Annotated in this window: 20 protein-coding genes; 18 read left to right on the forward strand and 2 right to left on the reverse strand. The window is 65.8% G+C overall.

Features of this window, described 5'->3' with window-relative positions; translation table 11 throughout:
* Positions 1-5 precede the first annotated feature (5 nt).
* Entirely contained in the window at positions 6-488 is a 483-nt protein-coding gene (locus J2Y68_RS04080; protein ID WP_309990087.1) for a flagellar protein FlgN, read from the reverse strand.
* A gap of 228 nt (positions 489-716) precedes the next feature.
* Between J2Y68_RS04080 and J2Y68_RS04085 the strand changes: the two genes are divergently transcribed.
* From J2Y68_RS04085 to J2Y68_RS04100, 4 genes are all read left to right on the forward strand, one after another.
* Positions 717-1,553 (forward strand): flagellin N-terminal helical domain-containing protein, encoded by an 837-nt coding sequence (locus J2Y68_RS04085; RefSeq protein ID WP_278251948.1) that lies wholly within the window; start codon positions 717-719, stop codon positions 1,551-1,553.
* A 106-nt stretch (positions 1,554-1,659) separates the two neighbouring features.
* Positions 1,660-3,042 (forward strand): flagellar filament capping protein FliD, encoded by a 1,383-nt coding sequence (fliD, locus tag J2Y68_RS04090; RefSeq protein WP_309990092.1) that lies wholly within the window; start codon positions 1,660-1,662, stop codon positions 3,040-3,042.
* Positions 3,039-3,473 carry a flagellar export chaperone FliS gene (gene fliS, locus J2Y68_RS04095; RefSeq protein ID WP_309990095.1) on the forward strand — a complete coding sequence of 145 codons (435 nt, stop codon included), beginning with the start codon at positions 3,039-3,041 and terminating at the stop codon, positions 3,471-3,473. Before fliD ends, fliS begins: the two co-directional genes overlap by 4 nt.
* On the forward strand, positions 3,460-3,744 hold the full coding sequence (locus tag J2Y68_RS04100; RefSeq protein ID WP_309990099.1) for a hypothetical protein: 285 nt from the start codon (positions 3,460-3,462) through the stop codon (positions 3,742-3,744). Before fliS ends, J2Y68_RS04100 begins: the two co-directional genes overlap by 14 nt.
* Before the next feature lies 1 nt (position 3,745).
* Here the strand turns inward: J2Y68_RS04100 and J2Y68_RS04105 are convergent, their stop codons facing one another.
* Positions 3,746-4,972 (reverse strand): amidohydrolase, encoded by a 1,227-nt coding sequence (locus J2Y68_RS04105; RefSeq protein ID WP_309990102.1) that lies wholly within the window; start codon positions 4,970-4,972, stop codon positions 3,746-3,748.
* A 91-nt stretch (positions 4,973-5,063) separates the two neighbouring features.
* On the opposite strand from J2Y68_RS04105, the gene J2Y68_RS04110 reads away from it, so the two are divergent.
* The 14 genes from J2Y68_RS04110 to J2Y68_RS04175 all read left to right on the forward strand — a co-directional run bounded on the left by J2Y68_RS04110 (position 5,064) and on the right by J2Y68_RS04175 (position 16,994).
* Positions 5,064-5,723 carry a cyclodeaminase/cyclohydrolase family protein gene (locus J2Y68_RS04110; protein ID WP_309990103.1) on the forward strand — a complete coding sequence of 220 codons (660 nt, stop codon included), beginning with the start codon at positions 5,064-5,066 and terminating at the stop codon, positions 5,721-5,723.
* Positions 5,724-5,927: 204 nt separating this feature from the next.
* A complete protein-coding gene (gene flgB / locus J2Y68_RS04115) occupies positions 5,928-6,272 on the forward strand; it encodes a flagellar basal body rod protein FlgB (protein ID WP_309990106.1) in 345 nt (114 codons plus the stop codon).
* Positions 6,269-6,661 (forward strand): flagellar basal body rod protein FlgC, encoded by a 393-nt coding sequence (locus tag J2Y68_RS04120; protein ID WP_309990109.1) that lies wholly within the window; start codon positions 6,269-6,271, stop codon positions 6,659-6,661. The genes flgB and J2Y68_RS04120 overlap by 4 nt, the downstream gene beginning before the upstream one ends.
* The gene (locus tag J2Y68_RS04125) at positions 6,661-6,960 is read left to right on the forward strand and encodes a flagellar hook-basal body complex protein FliE (protein WP_309990111.1); all 300 of its coding nucleotides are present in this window, start codon (positions 6,661-6,663) and stop codon (positions 6,958-6,960) included. The genes J2Y68_RS04120 and J2Y68_RS04125 overlap by 1 nt, the downstream gene beginning before the upstream one ends.
* Positions 6,960-8,594 carry a flagellar basal-body MS-ring/collar protein FliF gene (gene fliF / locus J2Y68_RS04130; RefSeq protein ID WP_309990115.1) on the forward strand — a complete coding sequence of 545 codons (1,635 nt, stop codon included), beginning with the start codon at positions 6,960-6,962 and terminating at the stop codon, positions 8,592-8,594. The genes J2Y68_RS04125 and fliF overlap by 1 nt, the downstream gene beginning before the upstream one ends.
* Complete coding sequence (fliG, locus tag J2Y68_RS04135; protein ID WP_309990117.1) at positions 8,591-9,619, forward strand: flagellar motor switch protein FliG; 1,029 nt, start codon at positions 8,591-8,593, stop codon at positions 9,617-9,619. Before fliF ends, fliG begins: the two co-directional genes overlap by 4 nt.
* Positions 9,609-10,226, forward strand: coding sequence for a FliH/SctL family protein (locus tag J2Y68_RS04140; RefSeq protein WP_309990119.1), 618 nt, complete (start codon positions 9,609-9,611; stop codon positions 10,224-10,226). Before fliG ends, J2Y68_RS04140 begins: the two co-directional genes overlap by 11 nt.
* On the forward strand, positions 10,223-11,560 hold the full coding sequence (locus J2Y68_RS04145; RefSeq protein ID WP_309990122.1) for a FliI/YscN family ATPase: 1,338 nt from the start codon (positions 10,223-10,225) through the stop codon (positions 11,558-11,560). Before J2Y68_RS04140 ends, J2Y68_RS04145 begins: the two co-directional genes overlap by 4 nt.
* A complete protein-coding gene (locus J2Y68_RS04150; RefSeq protein ID WP_309990125.1) occupies positions 11,557-11,982 on the forward strand; it encodes a flagellar FliJ family protein in 426 nt (141 codons plus the stop codon). Before J2Y68_RS04145 ends, J2Y68_RS04150 begins: the two co-directional genes overlap by 4 nt.
* Before the next feature lie 2 nt (positions 11,983-11,984).
* Positions 11,985-12,644 (forward strand): C40 family peptidase, encoded by a 660-nt coding sequence (locus tag J2Y68_RS04155; RefSeq protein WP_309991611.1) that lies wholly within the window; start codon positions 11,985-11,987, stop codon positions 12,642-12,644.
* Between the two features lie 278 nt (positions 12,645-12,922).
* On the forward strand, positions 12,923-14,851 hold the full coding sequence (locus J2Y68_RS04160) for a flagellar hook-length control protein FliK (protein ID WP_309990128.1): 1,929 nt from the start codon (positions 12,923-12,925) through the stop codon (positions 14,849-14,851).
* Positions 14,852-14,865: 14 nt separating this feature from the next.
* On the forward strand, positions 14,866-15,306 hold the full coding sequence (locus tag J2Y68_RS04165) for a flagellar hook assembly protein FlgD (RefSeq protein WP_309990131.1): 441 nt from the start codon (positions 14,866-14,868) through the stop codon (positions 15,304-15,306).
* Between the two features lie 46 nt (positions 15,307-15,352).
* A complete protein-coding gene (locus tag J2Y68_RS04170; RefSeq protein WP_309990134.1) occupies positions 15,353-16,525 on the forward strand; it encodes a flagellar hook protein FlgE in 1,173 nt (390 codons plus the stop codon).
* 154 nt (positions 16,526-16,679) lie between these two features.
* Positions 16,680-16,994, forward strand: coding sequence for a flagellar FlbD family protein (locus tag J2Y68_RS04175; protein ID WP_309990136.1), 315 nt, complete (start codon positions 16,680-16,682; stop codon positions 16,992-16,994).

The raw sequence follows: 16,994 nt of genomic DNA on the forward strand, positions 1-16,994 counted from the left end.
GACGGTCAGAATTGCCGGTCGACCAGGTGCGAGGCCGATCGGTCCCCGGTCCGGCCGTGGGAGTCGTAGGTTCCGGCCGCGGGTTTCAGGTCGGCAAGTGTTTCCTGGGTGGAACGGACGGCTGCGCGCAGGAATTGTTCATTGGAATCTCGGAGTTCCTTGATGGCCGCTGCCTGCTGGCGCATCGCCGTGACATGGGACGTGAGGACCTCGGCCCAGGCGGGATCCGGCGCGGCGGCGGCCAGCTCGGCCAAGGAACAATCCTGGGAGACACCCCATTGAGCGGCGACGGCCGCGATCTCCACCGTACGGGCCAGCCCTGCCTGTGAAACGCGTTCCAGGACCTGCTCCACTTCCCGGGTCCCGTGGGGCAGCCAACGGGACTTGCCAGCTGTCAGGAGCAGCTGCTCTTCTTCGAGCTTGAAGGTCAGGAGATCCAGAAGTTCGCGCTCGCGCCAGAGCAGCGCTGACAGTTCATGGATGGCCACAGGGGTCAACTCCAGTTCTGGTCGGTATCGGGTGCGGGTGTGATGGCGTACCTCCCGCCAACTCCCCTTTAGCTATCGGCCGCTGGCTGGCTGGGGTTAGGCGGCATGGTTCCTGAATCTTTCCTTGGGATTTTTCCTAACGGGTCCGCGATGGCCAGTCGATAGTGCTGTGTGACGGCCCACGGATGGGCTGTTGCACAGTAAGTCCACATCATGGAGGAAAACAACATGGGCATGCAGATCAACAACAACCTGATGGCGAACAACGCGTACCGCAACCTGAACGCCACCCAGGACACCCTGTCCAAGTCGATGGAGAAGCTCTCCAGCGGCCTGCGCATCAACCGTGCTGCAGACGACGCAGCCGGCCTTGCCATCTCGGAAGGCCTCAAGTCCCAGGTCAGCGGCTCCGCGGTTGCCGCCCGTAACGCCCAGGACGGCATCAGCCTCATCCAGACCACTGAAGGCGCCCTCGGCGAGGTCCACTCCGTACTGCAGCGCATGCGCGACCTCGCAGTCCAGGGTGCATCCGACACGAACAACACGGCGGCACGCGACGCGATCAAGGATGAAGCCGATTCGCTGGGCAAGGAGCTGGACCGCATCACGCAGTCCACCAACTTCAACGGCATCGACCTGCTCAAGGGCGGCTCCAAGAACATCCAGGTCGGTACCGCTGGTACAGCCAACGACACCATTGCAGTCACCCTCGGCGACGTCGCAACGGCTGCGGGCACACTGTCCTCGGCCACCGGTGCCACCGGCTTCGACGTGAGCACCAACGCCGCCGCCCAGACCACGATCACCGCGATTGACGCAGCGATCACCACGGTCTCCGCACAGCGTTCGGACCTTGGCGCCAACCAGAACCGTCTGGACCACGCGATCAAGACGCTGAACGTCTCCGGCGAAAACCTGCAGGCTGCACAGTCCCGCATCGCCGACACGGACATGGCAGCTGAAATGGTCAAGTACACCAAGGCCAACATCCTGTCCCAGGCCGGCACCGCCATGCTGGCCCAGGCAAACCAGTCCGGCCAGGGTGTCCTTTCCCTCCTGCGCTAAGCCTTCACAGCATTTAGCCGCATGAGTCGACGGCGGCCGGCCAGGCCCCATCCTGGCCGGCCGTCGTCGAACAGCCAGTAATACGAGCCTTCCGGAAGGGACACGCGTGGGAACAGCTATCGATGGCCTTGTCAGCGGCCTCAAAACCACCGACATCATCAACTCGTTGATGTCCGTCGAAGCCCTGCCGCAGACCCAGCTCAAGACCAAGCTGGCGTCCAACCAGACCATCATTTCCACGCTGCAATCCTTCAACACCAAACTCACGGCGCTGAAGGACCTCTCCGTTGCCGGGACGGTTGCCGGTGCCCTGAACCTGTTCACCGCAACCAGCAGTTCACCCGCCATCACGGCGAAGACCACGACGGTGGCCACCGCCGGTTCGATCGACCTGACAGTGACACAGCTGGCACAGACTCAAGTCAGCGTCACCGCGGCCATGACTTCGTGGCCTTCGAACGGTGGCGTGCCGGAAAAGCTCACGATTGTCGATTCCACGGGTAAGAAGACCGAGATTGCCCCGTCAGGGACTTCCTTGGATGACGTGGTCTCGGCGATCAACGCAGCCTCCGCCGGCGCGCACGCCGTGAAGGTTCCAGCCGGCAACGGCAGTTACCGTCTGCAGCTGACTGCCACCACGGCGGGCGCAGCAGGTGCCTTTACCGCCTACCAGGGCACCTCCGCGCAAGTGGGGGACGGCACCGCGGTGGACCTGATGGCGGAGCCGGGTGCCGCCGTCGTGAAGTCCGCCCAGGACGCCAAAGCCACACTGTATGCCGGTACGCCCGCCGCGCAGGTCCTGACATCCGGGACGAATACTTTCGCGGACGTTCTTCCCGGCGTCTCGGTCACGGCCACGGCTGTGACCACCGCGCCCGTGACCGTGACGGTGGCCAGCGACGTTCCCGGGATCACCAAGAAGGCCGAGGACCTGGTCAAGTCGGTGAACGATGTCTTGGGGTTCATTGCCATCTACTCGGCCGTTTCCAAGACCACGGATGCCAAGGGCGCCACAGTGCCCAAAGCAGGAATCTTCACCGGCAACAGCACCGTCCGCGCCGTCAACGACCAAGTACTCACAGCACTGTCCCGGCCTATCGACGGGAAGTCGCCCTCCGAGTATGGAATCAACATCACCAAGGCTGGCGACTTCACCTTCGACGCCGACAAGTTCGCCAAATCCCTCGCAGCGGACCCCGCCGCCACACAAGCCGCCGTTCAGGGGTTGGCAGCCAGGCTCGCTGAGGCAGCCACCGCCGCCTCTGATCCATACAAGGGCGCGGTGTCCGGCCTGATCAAAGGCCGCGAATCTGAAGTACGCGACCTTGGCAACAGGATCGCGGACTGGGATCAGCGCCTCATTACCCGCCGCGCAACCCTCCAATCCGTTTATACCAACATGGAGGTGCTGCTCGGCGGCCTCCAGTCCCAGTCGGCGTGGTTGTCCGGCCAAATTTCCAGCCTCTCCAAGCAGTCTTCAGGAGCATGATGTCTCTCCGCGCCCAGCAACTTTCCCGGTACAACGACGACGCCATCCTCTCGGCACCTCCGGCGCGTCTGCTCACCATGCTTTACGATCGGCTCCTGCTCGACCTCAAACGCGCCCAACTGGCGCAGGAAAGCAGCAGCTGGGACACGGCCCGGGAGAACCTGCTGCATGCCCAGGCGATCGTGGCTGAGCTGCGCTCCACGCTGCGCACCGATGCCTGGGATGGCGCGGCTTCACTCGCGAGCATCTACGACTACTCCATGGAATCCCTCATCGGCGCCAACATTTACCGGGACGTGGAACGGACCAAGGAGTGCATCGGCCTGCTGGAGCCGCTCCGCCAAGGCTGGCACGAGGCCTCGGCTGCGTTGTCGGCTGACGCTCCGGCTGCGTCTACGGCTTCGTCAGGCAGGGCCCTTGGAGTCGCTTGAGGCCTGGTCCGCGATCCTGGACGGTTTTGAACACGACATTGCCCTTGCCGTTTCGGGTGGTCCGGCAGCGCGGTGGGTGCCGCCGACAGACGCGGGTCCCTTACCCGCTGCCCTGGCCGACCGCGTCCGTCGGATCCTTGATGCCCAGGCGGACGCGGTGGCCATGCTTACGCGGTTGAAGCACGACGCCGGCACGCAGCTAAGTGCCATCGACGCCGTTCCTTCGGGCTCGGCTTCGGACAGGCCGCTGCTGCTCGACGTGCGCGGCTGACCTAGCTGGGCGCGGAACCGAGAAATTCGCGGGCCGCCGTGACCAGTGCTTCCGTTCCGCGCTTCAGGGTTGGCTGGATCACCGGCGCGAAGTACGGGGAGTGGTTGGAGGGGATGTCCTCCGGCAGGCGGCCCGTAGTGGCGAACTCCTGGAAGAGGGCAGGATCCGCTCCGCCCAGGAACCAGAACACCAGGGGAGCATCGGCGGCCTTGGCCAGAGCTCCCACGTCTTCGCTGCCTGACACCGGTCCCGGATCGATGATGTGCCCTTCGCCGAAGGTTGCCTGGAATGCGGCTTTGACCCGTGCGGCAGCGGCTTCATCGTTGACCGTCAAGGGGAAGTGCTCTTCGTAATGGAACTCCGGGTCCTTGGCAGCACCGGAAGCCGTTGCTTCGCTCTGGATAATCCGTTCGATGGAACCCAGGATCTTATCCCGGGTGGTGTTGCTGAAGGACCGCACGCTGAGCCCAAGGCTCGCGGTCTCGGGGATGATGTTGTTCTTGGTTCCGGCATGGATTTGTCCCACCGTCACCACTGCGGAGTCGCTGGCGGCGAGTTCCCGTGAAACGATGCCCTGCAACCGGACCGTGGCCGCGGCAGCCATAAGGACCGGGTCAACGGTGGTTTCGGGGCGGGAGCCGTGGCCGCCGCGTCCGTGCAGGGTCACATTAAGGGAGTCCGCGGATGCCATGGTGACGCCCGGGCGGATGCCGAACCATCCGGCCGGGAACGGGGCCACGTGCTGGCCCAGGACGACATCGGGTTTCGGAACCTGGTGGTAGAGGCCGTCCTCCACCATGGTTTGGGCGCCCCCACCCCATTCCTCGGCGGGCTGGAACACCGCAATCAGGGTGCCCTGCCATTCCTGCCGCTGCCCGGCCAGTGCTTCAATAGCCCCCACCAGGCAGGTCACGTGCACATCGTGCCCGCAGGCGTGCATGACGGGAACGTCCTTGCCTTCATGATCGACGCCTGTCGCTGTGCTCGCGTAGTCCAGGCCGGTGGCTTCCTTGACTGGAAGAGCGTCCATGTCCGCACGGAGCATGACCACCGGGCCGGGGCCGTTCTCCAGCACCCCCACCACGCCTGTCTTTCCCACGTTGCGGTTCACGGTGAAGCCAAGATCCTGGAGGTGTTGCGCGGCGATCCCGGCAGTTCGGACTTCCTGGAAGGAGAGTTCAGGATTCGCGTGCAGGTCCTTGTACAACTCTTCGAGGTCAATGGTCATGGGTTGCCCTTTTCTTTCGACGTCGTCGGTACGGCCAGTGTATCGATGCGAAATCCACGCACGCTGGGAAGCCAAAGGGCAGACTGGTGCCATGAATGATTCCGGGTCAGTGACAACTCAGGCGTCCACGGTGGAAGCGTGGACGGAGGCCCTCGCCCAGTCCACGGGCTCGCCCGGCGGTGGCGCGGGAACCGGGGTGATGCTGGCCATCGCTGCGTCGCTTACCTCGATGGTGGCCGGATACACGGAGGCTCAGGGGGAGCAGGGGTCCGAGTTGGAGGAGTTGCATGGACGGGCCAAGGCACTGCGCGAAACGGCACTGCGGTTGGCCGACGACGACGCTGCCGCATCCAAGTCGTTCGGCGCCGCCTTCCGCCTGGACCCAGGACCGGAACGCGACGAAGCAATCCACCGGGCATCCGTCGACGCGGCCAAAGCATCGGCTGTCCTGGGCGACCGGGCCATCGAAGCTATCGAGGACCTCGGATGGCTTGCTTCGCACGGAAATCCGGCGCTTATCGCCGATGTCGTGGTCGCCTTCGGCGCGCTCAGGGCAGCGATTGCAGGTGCCAGGACCAATGTGAGCTTCGACCTTTCCTCGCTCACGTCGGCCGGTGACGAACTGGAGAACGTGCGGGAGGAACACCCCAGGCTGTGGGCAACGGTCGCCCGGCTCAGCGAAGCCTTGGACCGCATCGACCAACTGACGGCCAGCGTGGACAAGAAAGCCGCCCCGACGGACGGCGTGTGAGGCCCGGTCTACGCCCCATTTCAGCGCAAAGGCACGCAGAACGGGCCCCACAACGTTGGATCTGGAAGTGCGCACCGAGCGTGCCAAATTTTGTGGACCTGTTTTCCTAACGGGTTCGCAGGCGCTGCCGATAACTGTTGCTGAGCAGGGATCGCTCGATGCATGGCCACGGATTGGCCTAGGACACCACCAGGTGAGGACTTTGTGCTTGAATCCGTGACTTCCGCCGCCTTGGCCAGCGCCTTGGACGCGCTTTCCTTGCGCCAGCGGACCATCGCCAACAACATCGCGAACGTCAACACGCCCAATTACCAGGCCAAAAGAGTGTCCTTCGAAGACCAACTGGCCGCCTCGGTGCGTTCAGGCGACGGCAACGTCAATGCCTCCATCACCCCGTCCGATGAGCCCACCCGGACCGACGGCAACAACGTCAACCTGGACACTGAAACCCTCTCCAACATTGACACGGTGCTGCGGTACCAATTCGCCTCAAGGGCAGTGGCCGGCGAATTCACGTCCCTCCGAACTGCGCTGAGGACCAACTCATGACGTTTGACGCAATCGGTATCGCCGGTTCCGCGCTGACAGTCCACCGCAAATGGTTGGATGCAGTCTCGGACAACCTCGCCAACATGAACAACGCGTCCAGGACCAGCGGGCAAGCTTTCCGTGCACGCTACGTCGAGGCTGCGGAGGGCACCAACGGCGACGGTGTGTACGTCAAGAGCACGCCGCTGGGAAATGGCGAAGGCCGGATTGTCTACCAACCGGACCACCCCTTGGCCGATGCCAACGGCAACGTCCGGTACCCGGACATCGACATGGCGGAGCAAATGGGTACGTTGATCATCGCCCAACGCGGCTACCAGGCCAACGCCCAAATGGTTGACCGTGCGCGCGAAACATACCTCGCGGCCCTTGAGATAGGAAAGTCCTGATGGCCATCGGCCCCATAACAGCCATCCAAGGCGTGAGCGGAACCGGCTACGCAAGCCCGGCGGCGCCAGCCACCACCGGCGGCGACTTCGGAGCTGCGCTGACCGGCGCCGTCGACAATTTGCAGTCCCTGCAATCTGCGTCGAAGGAACTGGCCGTGTCCGCGGTGACCGGCAACCTGGACGACATCCACAAAGCAACCCTTGCATCCACCCGAGCTCAGGTGACCTTTGAACTGGTGGCCGCCGTCCGGAACAAAGGTACTGACGCGTTCAACGAGATCATGAGGATGCAGGCCTGATGCCACCGGCGATTTCCCAGTTTTTCCGTAAGCTCGGTAGCGGGGTCCAGGCGTTCAGCCCCGCCCAGCGCACCCTCGCCATCCTGGGCGTGGCCGTGCTGGTGCTCGGTGGCGTCGCGTTGACGGCATGGTTGGGAAAGCCCGCCTACTCACCACTGTTCTCCGGTTTGAAAGACACCGACGCCAACAGCATCGTGGAGCAGCTCCGGAAAGACAACATCCCCTACGAGCTCAGCAACGGCGGTTCCACCATCCTGGTCCCGGAGGACAAGGTGTACGACGAACGGCTGAAGGCGGCTGCGGCCGGGCTCCCGTCCGCTGCTGCCACCGGATATTCGCTGCTGGACAAACTGGGTGTCACATCCTCCGAATTCCAACAGTCCGTCACCTACAAAAGGGCGCTGGAGGGCGAACTGAGCACCACGGTGCAGGCGATGGAGGGCGTGAAGAGCGCAGCTGTCCGGCTCGCCATTCCCGAAAAGTCCGTGTTCGTGGACACCACCCCTGAGGCCACGGCGTCGGTGTTCGTTGAAACCCAGCCGGGCACCACCCTGTCCGCTGACAAGGTGCAGGCCATTGTGCACCTGACCTCGGCGGCCATCGAAAACCTCAAACCAACCAACGTTTCGGTGGTGGATTCCCAGGGCAACGTCCTCTCCACCGTGGGCGGCGGGGCCACAGGTTCCTCCTCCAAGCAGGCTACCGACTACCAGCAACGCACCTCGGATGCCGTCAAGGCAGTCCTGGACAAGGTGGTGGGCCCCGGCAACGCCACCGTCGCCGTCGCAGCCGATGTCACCGCCGAGTCCGCCCAGCAGCGCAGCGAAACGTTCAGCCCCGCCGCCAACACCCCTGCGCTCAGTGAATCCACCAAGACCGAAAAATACACCGGTACTGGTGGCGGGGCCGCGGGCGTCCTCGGCCCGGACAACATCGCCGTGCCCGGTGGCACCAACGCCAACGGATCCTACGATTCCAGCGATACCACCAAGAACAACGCCGTCAACAAAGTCACCGAAGACCGGACCATCCCGCAGGGGGCCGTGAAACGCCAGACCATCTCCGTGGCGATCAACCAGGCCGCCGCTGGAGGGGTGAACGTGGACTCAGTGCGTGCCCTGGTCACCTCAGCCGCAGGGATCGACGCCGGACGGGGTGACGTTGTCACTGTTGAGGTGCTGCCATTCAGCACCGCGGCCGCCGACAAAGCCGCCGAAGCACTCGGTGCCGCGCAAGCCGACGCCGCAGCTGCCAAAGACGCAGCCCTGATGAACACCCTCATCCTGGCAGGCAGCATCATGCTGGCAGCCATCGCCCTGATCGTGGTTGTGCTCATCACCCTCAAACGCCGCCAACGCCGCGAGCCTGTGGACCTGGGCGAGCGGATGGACTACGACGCCCTCCCGGAAGCCCTTCCGACGGCGGCCCTCACCGGCCCGCCGACCACCGCGATCGAGCTGACCTCCATCCAACCCCAGGCCCCGGTCCAGCCCACCCCGGCCCTGCCGCTGCCAGGCTCCGAGGCCCTCGACGGCGAGCTGAAGCGCGCCCAAATCGAAGCCATGGTGGCCGACAACCCGGCACGCACCGCCGAGTACCTGCGCGGACTCATGGATGAAAGGCAATCCGTATGAGCCAGGTGGTCCCCGAAGCCTCGGCCCTGAACGGGGTCCAAAAAGTAGCGGTGGTGCTCATGCAGATGAGCCCGGCCAGCGCAGCAGCCGTCATGGCCCAATTCTCCGAATCCGAAGCCGAAGACATCGCGGCCGAAATCGTCCGGCTCCGCCGTGTGTCTTCCGTGGTCGCGGACCATGTGATCAACGAATTCCACGGCCTGGCCGTCAGCGGCCGCCGCACTGCCCGCGGCGGCCAGGAATTCGCCGTCGGACTCCTCGAAGCGTCCTTCGGCGCGGACAAAGCCGCCGGGTTCATGGACCGGCTCGCGTCCACCATGGCCGGGAAGTCGTTTGAGTTCCTGGAAATGATGGACCCCGGGCAAATCCTGGCCCTGATCGATGGCGAGCTCCCACAAACCATTGCGCTGATCCTTGCCCACCTGCGGCCGGGGAAGGCCTCCGCCGTCATGGCGGGCCTCGGCGACACCCAGCGCATCGATGTTGCCCGCAGCATCGCGACCATGGGTTCAGCTTCGCCGGAAGCCGTAGGGATCGTGGCCGAGACCCTCAAAGCCAGGGCCGGCGCGGTCATGTCGCAGCGGAAGTCCAACGAGATCGTCGGAGGCATCCAACCACTGGTGGACATCATCAACCGGTCCGACATCACCACCGAACGCTCCGTCCTGGATGGCCTGGGCACGCTCGATCCCGAGCTCGCCACCGAGGTCCGGGCACGCATGCTCACCTTCGTGGACATCGTGAAGCTGGAACCGCGGGACATCCAGCGGATCCTCCGCGGTGTCAGCGCCGACATCCTGGCCGTGGCCATGAAGGGCGCCCCCGCCGTAGTGCTGGATACCGTCCGAGCCAACATGTCCGGCCGCAACCTTGAAATCCTCGAGTCCGAGATGGCTGCCTCCGGTCCCGTTCGCGCCTCGCAGGTGGAAGAAGCCCGGGCGGAGATCGTCCGGTCCATCCGCGAACTCGAAGCCGAAGGCGCGATCGTGGTCCGGCGCGGGGACGAGGACGACTTTGTCTACTGAGCCCTTCACTCGCATCACATTCCCCTCCGTAAGCCCCACCGACCGTTCCAACGACATCGACCGGGGCTTTGTCCAAGGCCACGCGGCAGGCTACGCCGCCGGCATACAGGCAGCCGCCGCCGAACACCTCCAGCTCCAGCAGCGCTTGCGGGCTGAACACGAGGAAACGCTCGACGCCGGCCGCGTATCCCTGGCCCGTTCGGTGGAGGTCCTGCAGGCTGCAGCACAGGCGGCACAGCAGCGCCAGGAAGTCACCCTGGGCCAGATGCAGGACGTGCTGGCGGCCAGTGCGCTGGAACTGGCCGAAGCAATCCTCGGACACGAGCTCGCCCATGGCGCGGACACGGCCCGGGCGGCACTGAACCGGGCCCTGGGAGCCGGCGGCAGCACCGGCGTCGAACCCGTCACTGCAGTGCGCCTCCACCCCCGCGACATCGCAGCACTTCAGGCCTCAGGTGTCGCGGACATTGCCGGTGTGGAGCTGAAAGCCGATGCCACGCTCAGCCCCGGCGACGCCATCGGGGAGTATCCAAACGGATGGATTGACGCCCAAATCAGCACCGCGCTGGAGCGGGCAAGGCGGGCGCTGCTCGAGGTCCACCAGTGACGGCCTACCGCACCCACGCCGACCGCTTCCGTGCAGCTCTGGCCGCCTCCGCCCCGCAACGCGTCGGCACCGTGACATCCGTGCTGGGACTGGGGCTGGAGATCGCCGGTCTGCACTGCGCGGTGGGCGAGCTTGTGACGGTCGGCTCCGGAGCGGAAGCGCTCGACGCCGAAGTGGTCGCCTCAGTGGGTGGCACGGTGCGGTGCATGCCCCTGGGCCGGTTGACCGGCGTCGCGGCCGGAACACCCGCACGGGCCGCGGGGTCTCCCATGCTTGTACCCACCGGTGCCGGGCTGTTCGGCCGGGTGCTCGACGCACTGGGCCGACCCATAGACGGCAAGGGCCCGCTTCCCCCCTCCCGCTTGGTGCCGTTGGATCAGGAAGCACCGAACGCCATGAGCCGGGCACGCATCGACACGCCCCTGCAGACCGGAGTCCGCGTCCTCGACACGATGACCACCCTGGGCCGCGGCCAACGCATGGGGCTCTTCGCCGGTTCCGGCGTGGGCAAGTCCTCGCTGTTGTCCATGGTGGCCCGTGGCACCGACGCCGAAGTTTCCGTGATCGCCCTGGTGGGGGAACGCGGCCGTGAAGTCCGCGAATTCCTCGAAGACGACCTCGGTCCCGAAGGATTGGCCCGCTCCGTAGTGGTGGTTGCCACCTCCGACGAACCCGCCCTCATGCGGCTCCGGGCTGCCGTCACCGCCACCCGCATCGCCGAGTCCTTCCGCGAAGCCGGCAAGGATGTGGTGCTCATGATGGACTCCCTCACCCGTGTGGCCATGGCCCAACGCGAGATTGGCCTCTCCGCAGGTGAGCCGCCAGCGACACGCGGCTACCCGCCGTCGACCTTTTCCGTCCTGGCCCGGCTCCTGGAACGCGCCGGCACCGCAGAAGCGGGCTCCGTCACCGGCATCTACACCGTTCTGGTGGACGGCGATGACCACAACGAACCTATCGCTGACGCCGCCCGCTCCATCCTGGACGGACACGTGGTCCTGGACAGGAAACTTGCCGTCACCGGACACTTTCCCTCCGTCGACGTCCTCGGTTCCGTGTCCCGCGTGGCCTCCAAAGTCAACCCCGCCGCACACACCGCGCTCGCCGTCACCCTCCGGCGCGTCCTGGCGGCGAGACGCGGCGCGCAGGACCTGATCGACGTCGGCGCGTACCGGCACGGCAGCAACCCGCTGGTGGACGCAGCCCTTGACCACGAGGCCGCGATCAACCAGTTCCTGCGTCAGCCGATGGGCGAATCGACGCCCAACAGCCGGTCGTGGGACGCGTTGGCCCAGCTCACAGCAAACCTTGGACACCTTGAAGGAGCGGCGTGAACCGACAATTTTCCCTTGCCGGGCTGTTGAGGCTGCGGCAGGCTGAACAAACGTCCGCGGAAAGCGGGCTGGCCGCAGCCAACTCACGATCAGCGTCACTGCGCGTCCGGCGCGCTGAAGCCCGCGAGGTCCTTGCCGAGTCTGACGGACACGCCGGCGATTCGGCGTCGTTGCTGGCCATCGCAGCGGCCCGGGCGTCCTCGCAGAGCATGCTCGCCGAACTCGATGCCCTGGTAGCCAGCGCCGAGGCGGACGCCGACGCCGCCCGCGCCGAATACACCGAAGCCAAGCGCAGGGCGGTGGGGCTGGAGAAGCTCGAAGTCCGTCACGACGCGGCCTTCGTTGCCTCACTGCTCAACGCGGAACAAGGCGTACTGGACGAGATCGCATCCACCTCATGGCACAGGAAGGCCACCCCGTGAGCATGACCGACGCCATCGGCCGGATCCAGAACATCGAAGCGTCCCTGCAGCAGCTGACTTCACCCGCCGCCCGTTCTACCGCGCCCTCCTCAGCCTCCTCCGCCTCCTCTACGTCCGACGCCGCGTCCTTCGCTTCCGCGCTGAGCAGCGCAATGGGCACGTCCTCCTCCCTTGCGTCGGGCCTGGGTTCCCTGTTGCCGGCTGTTGGCAGCGCAACTGCTGCGAGTGCGGGTGTTGGAAGCACGACGGCGGCCACCGGGGCGGCGGCAGCCGGCTCCAGCGGCGGCACGGCGTCCGGTGACGCCGTGGTTGCAGCAGCCAAGAAGTACATCGGTGTGCCCTACGTCTGGGGAGGAACCAACCCGGCAGTCGGCATGGACTGTTCGGGCTTCGTGCAACGGGTTTTCAAGGACCTGGGTGTGGAACTGCCCCGCGTGGTCAGTGACCAGATGCAGAAAGGAACCCCTGTGGCCTCGTTGGCCGAAGCGAAGCCCGGGGACCTCCTTGTCAGCTACGGCGGCGAGCACATTTCCATCTACCTGGGCAACGGGAAAGCCATCGACGCACCCGTGCCCGGACAGACCATCCAGGTCCGGGACGCCTGGGAAAAGTACTCCAACCTGACCTCGATCCGCCGGATTGTCCCGGCCGGGGTGTCCTGATGTCGTCGGTGGTTGGGGGTCCGGCTGGTGGGCCCGCTGGGCGTGGAGCGTTGGCTGGGGCAGGTGCCGGGGCTTCCCGTGCCGAAAACGCTGGGGGAGTGCACGGGGCCGGAAGCGCTGGCGCCCGACGTGCCGGGCTTGCGGGCTCCGCCGGCGGGACGTCGAGCGCTGGAGCGTTCCACGCAGTGATGGCTTCCGAGCCGGTGCCAGGTTCCTTTCCCAACGATGCACAGCCTGCTCTGGATACGCAGCCGTTCACGTCGCATCTTTGCCACGAAATGAACGGGCTCGCGTCCAGCCCGGACGTGGATCCCGTTGCCCACTTCGACGCTCCGCTGCCCATGAGGCGGTCCCAGCCATCGAATCCGCAACGAATCATCGAATCGGATGAGCCTACGGCCGGTCTGGCTGCTCTTGCCGCTCCGGCACCTGCCCAACTCGATGCCTCGCTGCGGGGTGTGCCGGGTGCGCAGCCTGTTTCGCAGCAAACCCCCGAATCGGGCGTGCTTGCGTCTGCGGGACCCGCTGGTGTTTATGTGGCTGCCGGGGTGTCGGGACTGGCCGGGGTGTCGGGACTGGCCGGGGTGTCGGGACTGGCCCGGGTTGAGGGTGCTGTTGGCGTGTCCGGGACTCCTTCGGCCACCCATTTAGACGCTTCGCTGCCGGATAGACGATTCCTACCGTCTAATGGGCAGAAAGCCGTCGAAATGGCCACGTCCGAGGCCGTGGTTGCTGGCTTGGGGGTTGCCGTTGATGCCCTTCCGGCGCCTTCTGGTGCTCTTCAATCCGATGCCTCGCTGCCGGGTGTGCCGGGCGCACGGCCTGTTTCGCAGCAAGCCCCCGAGCCGGGCGTGCTTGCGTCTGCCAGGCCCGCTGGTGTTTATGTGGCTGCCGGGGTGTCGGGACTGGCCGGGGTGTCGGGACTGGCCGGGGTGTCGGGACTGGCCCGGGTGTCGGGACTGGCCGGGGTTGAGGGTGATGTCGGCGTGTCCGGGACTCCTTCGGCCACCCATTTAGACGCTTCGCTGCCGGTTAGACGATTCCTACCGTCTAATGGGCAGCAAGCCGTCGAAATGGCCACGTCCCAGGCCGTGGTTGCTGGCCTCGGGGTTGCGGTTGATGCCCTTCCTGCGCCTTCTGGTGCTCTTCAATCCGATGCCTCGCTGCCGGGTGTGCCGGGCGCACGGCCTGTTTCGCAGCAAACCCCCGAATCGGGCGTGCCCGGGACGAGCGGCTTGGCTGGGGATGTGCCGGGTGCTGTCAGCGCCGGGGCCGCCGGGCTCGCTGGGAGCGCAGGGAGCGCCGGGCTCGCTGGCAACGCTGGCAACGCTGGGCTCGCCGGGGCCGCAGGGCTCGCTGGGAGCGCAGGGTTCGCCGGGACGGCTGGGCTTGTCGCTGCCTCCGGCCCTCAGCCGACTCAGCCCGCTCCTTCATCCAGTGCCGGGGTAGGGCTGGGCACTGCTTCGGCGCTGTCGTCGGCCCCCCAATTCGACGGATCGCTGCACGACAGACGCTTCCTGCCGTCTAACCAGCAGGGAAGCATCGAATCGGGCCCCGTGCAGGCACTCCAAGTCACGCAGGCCGCACAAGTTACCCCGACCCAGGCTGCACCCCCACAGCTCAACACGGTCCCGTCGGCACCCGTGCCCCTGGCCAGCCAGCCCCAGCCGGCTCTCGCACCCCAGCTCGCCGCGCCACTGTTTTCGCTGGCGTCGGCGGCACCCGGGGAACACGTGATGACGCTGCGCGTTGCCCCGGACGACCTGGGACCCCTCACGGTCAGGGCCCACATCGACGCGGCGGGCGTGCGGATCGAACTGTTCGCACCGGGGGACGCGGGCAGGGACGCGGTTCGGCATGTCCTTCCGGAGCTCCGACGAAGCCTCGAAGACTCCGGGGCGAGCCTGAGCCTGTCCTCGCAAAACAGCCCACCTGACGCCGGAAAGGACCCCGGCCAGGGTGACGGAAGAGATCCCGGCCAAGGAACAGGGCAGGGCGCAGGACCCGGGAACGGAACACGAGACCCGGACACCCGGCCCCGAGGCTCCGGCGAGCCCGGCTCCGGGGAACCCGGCTCCAGCGGCGCGCACTCCGGCACGCCGCAACCTGGCGAGGGCGGGCCCGAAGGTGCCGATGCCCAACCGCAGCTGCCACCCGGCGTCGTACGCGGCCTGAGTACCCCGAACCGCCTGGACATCCTGGTCTGACGAAGGAGACGAGCATGACAACTATTCCCGCAATCGCGGCCAACAACGGCGCAGCGCCGGGCAGCGCACCAAGGACCCCGGTCAAGGCAATGGATTCGGAGGTCTTCATGTCCTTGCTGGTCACCCAGTTGAGGTACCAGGACCCCAGTGCTCCCATGGACACCAACCAGATGATGAGCCAGTCAGTGCAGCTCTCCATGATGGAGAAGATGACCGAGCTGACAGCCGGGGCCAAGGAGAGTTTCTCGCTGCAGATGCGTTCCGCTGCGGCGCAGATCATCGGAACGGAGGTGAGCTACACGCTCGCCGACGGTACCAAGGGTGCCGGTGTCGCCAGTGCGGTGTCCTTTGCTGATGGTGTCCCCACTGTGACCGTGGGCGACGCCAAAGTGCCCCTGGACCTGATCACCGGCATGACGGCACAAACACCCGTTGAGCCCACGAAGACCACCTGATCCCCAAAAACACTTACCCCGAACCAAACCGAAGAAAGGCAACACCATGCTCCGTTCGCTGTACTCCGGAATTTCCGGCCTCCGCGCCCACCAGGCCATGCTCGACGTCACCGGCAACAACATCGCCAACGTGAACACCACCGGCTACAAGTCCTCGTCCGCCCAGTTCCAGGACACGCTCTCGCAGATGACGCAGGGTGCAGCGGGACCGCAGCAGGACGTGGGCGGTTCCAACCCTGCGCAGATCGGTCTCGGCGTTCGGGTGGCTGGCGTGAGCACCAACTTCGGCCAGGGATCGTCGCAGAGCACCGGCCGCGGCACGGACTTGATGATTTCCGGGGAGGGTTTCTTTGTCACCGGCAAGGGCACCCAGCAGTACTACACCCGCGCGGGCAACTTCCAGATGGACGCTGCGGGCCGTCTGGTCAGTCCCGACGGCGGCATCCTCCAAGGCTGGACGGCCACCAACGGTGTGGTCAACCCGGGCGGGGCCACCGGACCCATCACATTGTCGCCGGGCACCACCGCCCCGGCAGTTGCCACGACGAACGCCACCCTGGGCGGCAACCTGCCGTCCGACGCCGCAGTGGGCACCTCCGTTGAGCGCCAGGTGAAGGTGTACGACGCCAACGGAGCGGAGCGCAGCCTCACCCTGACGTTCAGCCGTTCTGCCACGGGCTGGAATGTGGCCGGTGCGGACGCCAACGGAGCCAGGGGAACAGCCACGTTGGCCTTCGCGAACGGCGCCTTGACGTCCGGCGGGACCATGACGGTTGGCGGAATCACGGTGAACATGGGCGCGGTCACCGGCTTCGCGCAGATGAGCACCCTCTCCGTTACCGGCCAGAACGGCGCGGAAGCGGGCGAACTCGAGTCGTTCACTTTGGCTGGCGACGGTTCACTGGTGGGTTCCTTCAGCAATGGCGCCAAGGAAGTCCTGGCGCGTGTGGCACTGGCGCGTTTCACCAACCCCGAAGGCTTGGAGAAAGCGGGCGGCTCCGCGTACGTTGCCACGGCCAACTCGGGCGCCGCCCAGCTTGGGGTTGCCGGTGAAGGCGGACTTGGGTCGCTGACTTCGGGTTCGCTGGAGATGTCCAACGTGGACCTGTCCCAGGAGTTCACCAACCTGATTGTGGCCCAGCGTGGTTTCCAGGCGAACGCCCGCATCATCACCACCTCAGATGAGGTCCTGCAGGAACTGAGCAACCTGAAGCGCTAACCGGGTTCCGTCCTTGTTCGGATTCCAGCAGCCTGCTGCGCGGGATATTCGAACAAGGGCGGGAGAAGGCAGCACGCAAGCTAACGCCCGGCCCGGTCCGGCCGACAGTAGGGGACAGCACCACTTCCAGCCATACCCTGACCAGAAACGGCCCATGATCGTTGTCACCCGCCTGAACGGCACACGCTTCGCCGTGAATCCGGACATCCTTGAACGGATCCACGAGAGTCCGGACACCCATCTGGTGACTCTCGACGGCGCCGCTTACGTCGTGCGGGAATCGCTCGCCGAGGTGGTGGAGCTGATCGCGAACTACCGTGCCAGTGTCCTTCGCCGTGCCCACGATCTTCCCGCCGTCACAGGGTATCCGCTGAGCCTGGTCCGGTCGCCCGAGCCCGAGCCCGAGCCCGAGCCCGAGCCCGGCACGGAAGATGGGCCTGGCACGAACAACCACCCGAACGGAACGTAG

The sequence above is a fragment of the Paenarthrobacter nitroguajacolicus genome, from assembly GCF_031455195.1.
Taxonomy (GTDB): Bacteria; Actinomycetota; Actinomycetes; order Actinomycetales; family Micrococcaceae; genus Arthrobacter; species Arthrobacter nitroguajacolicus_D.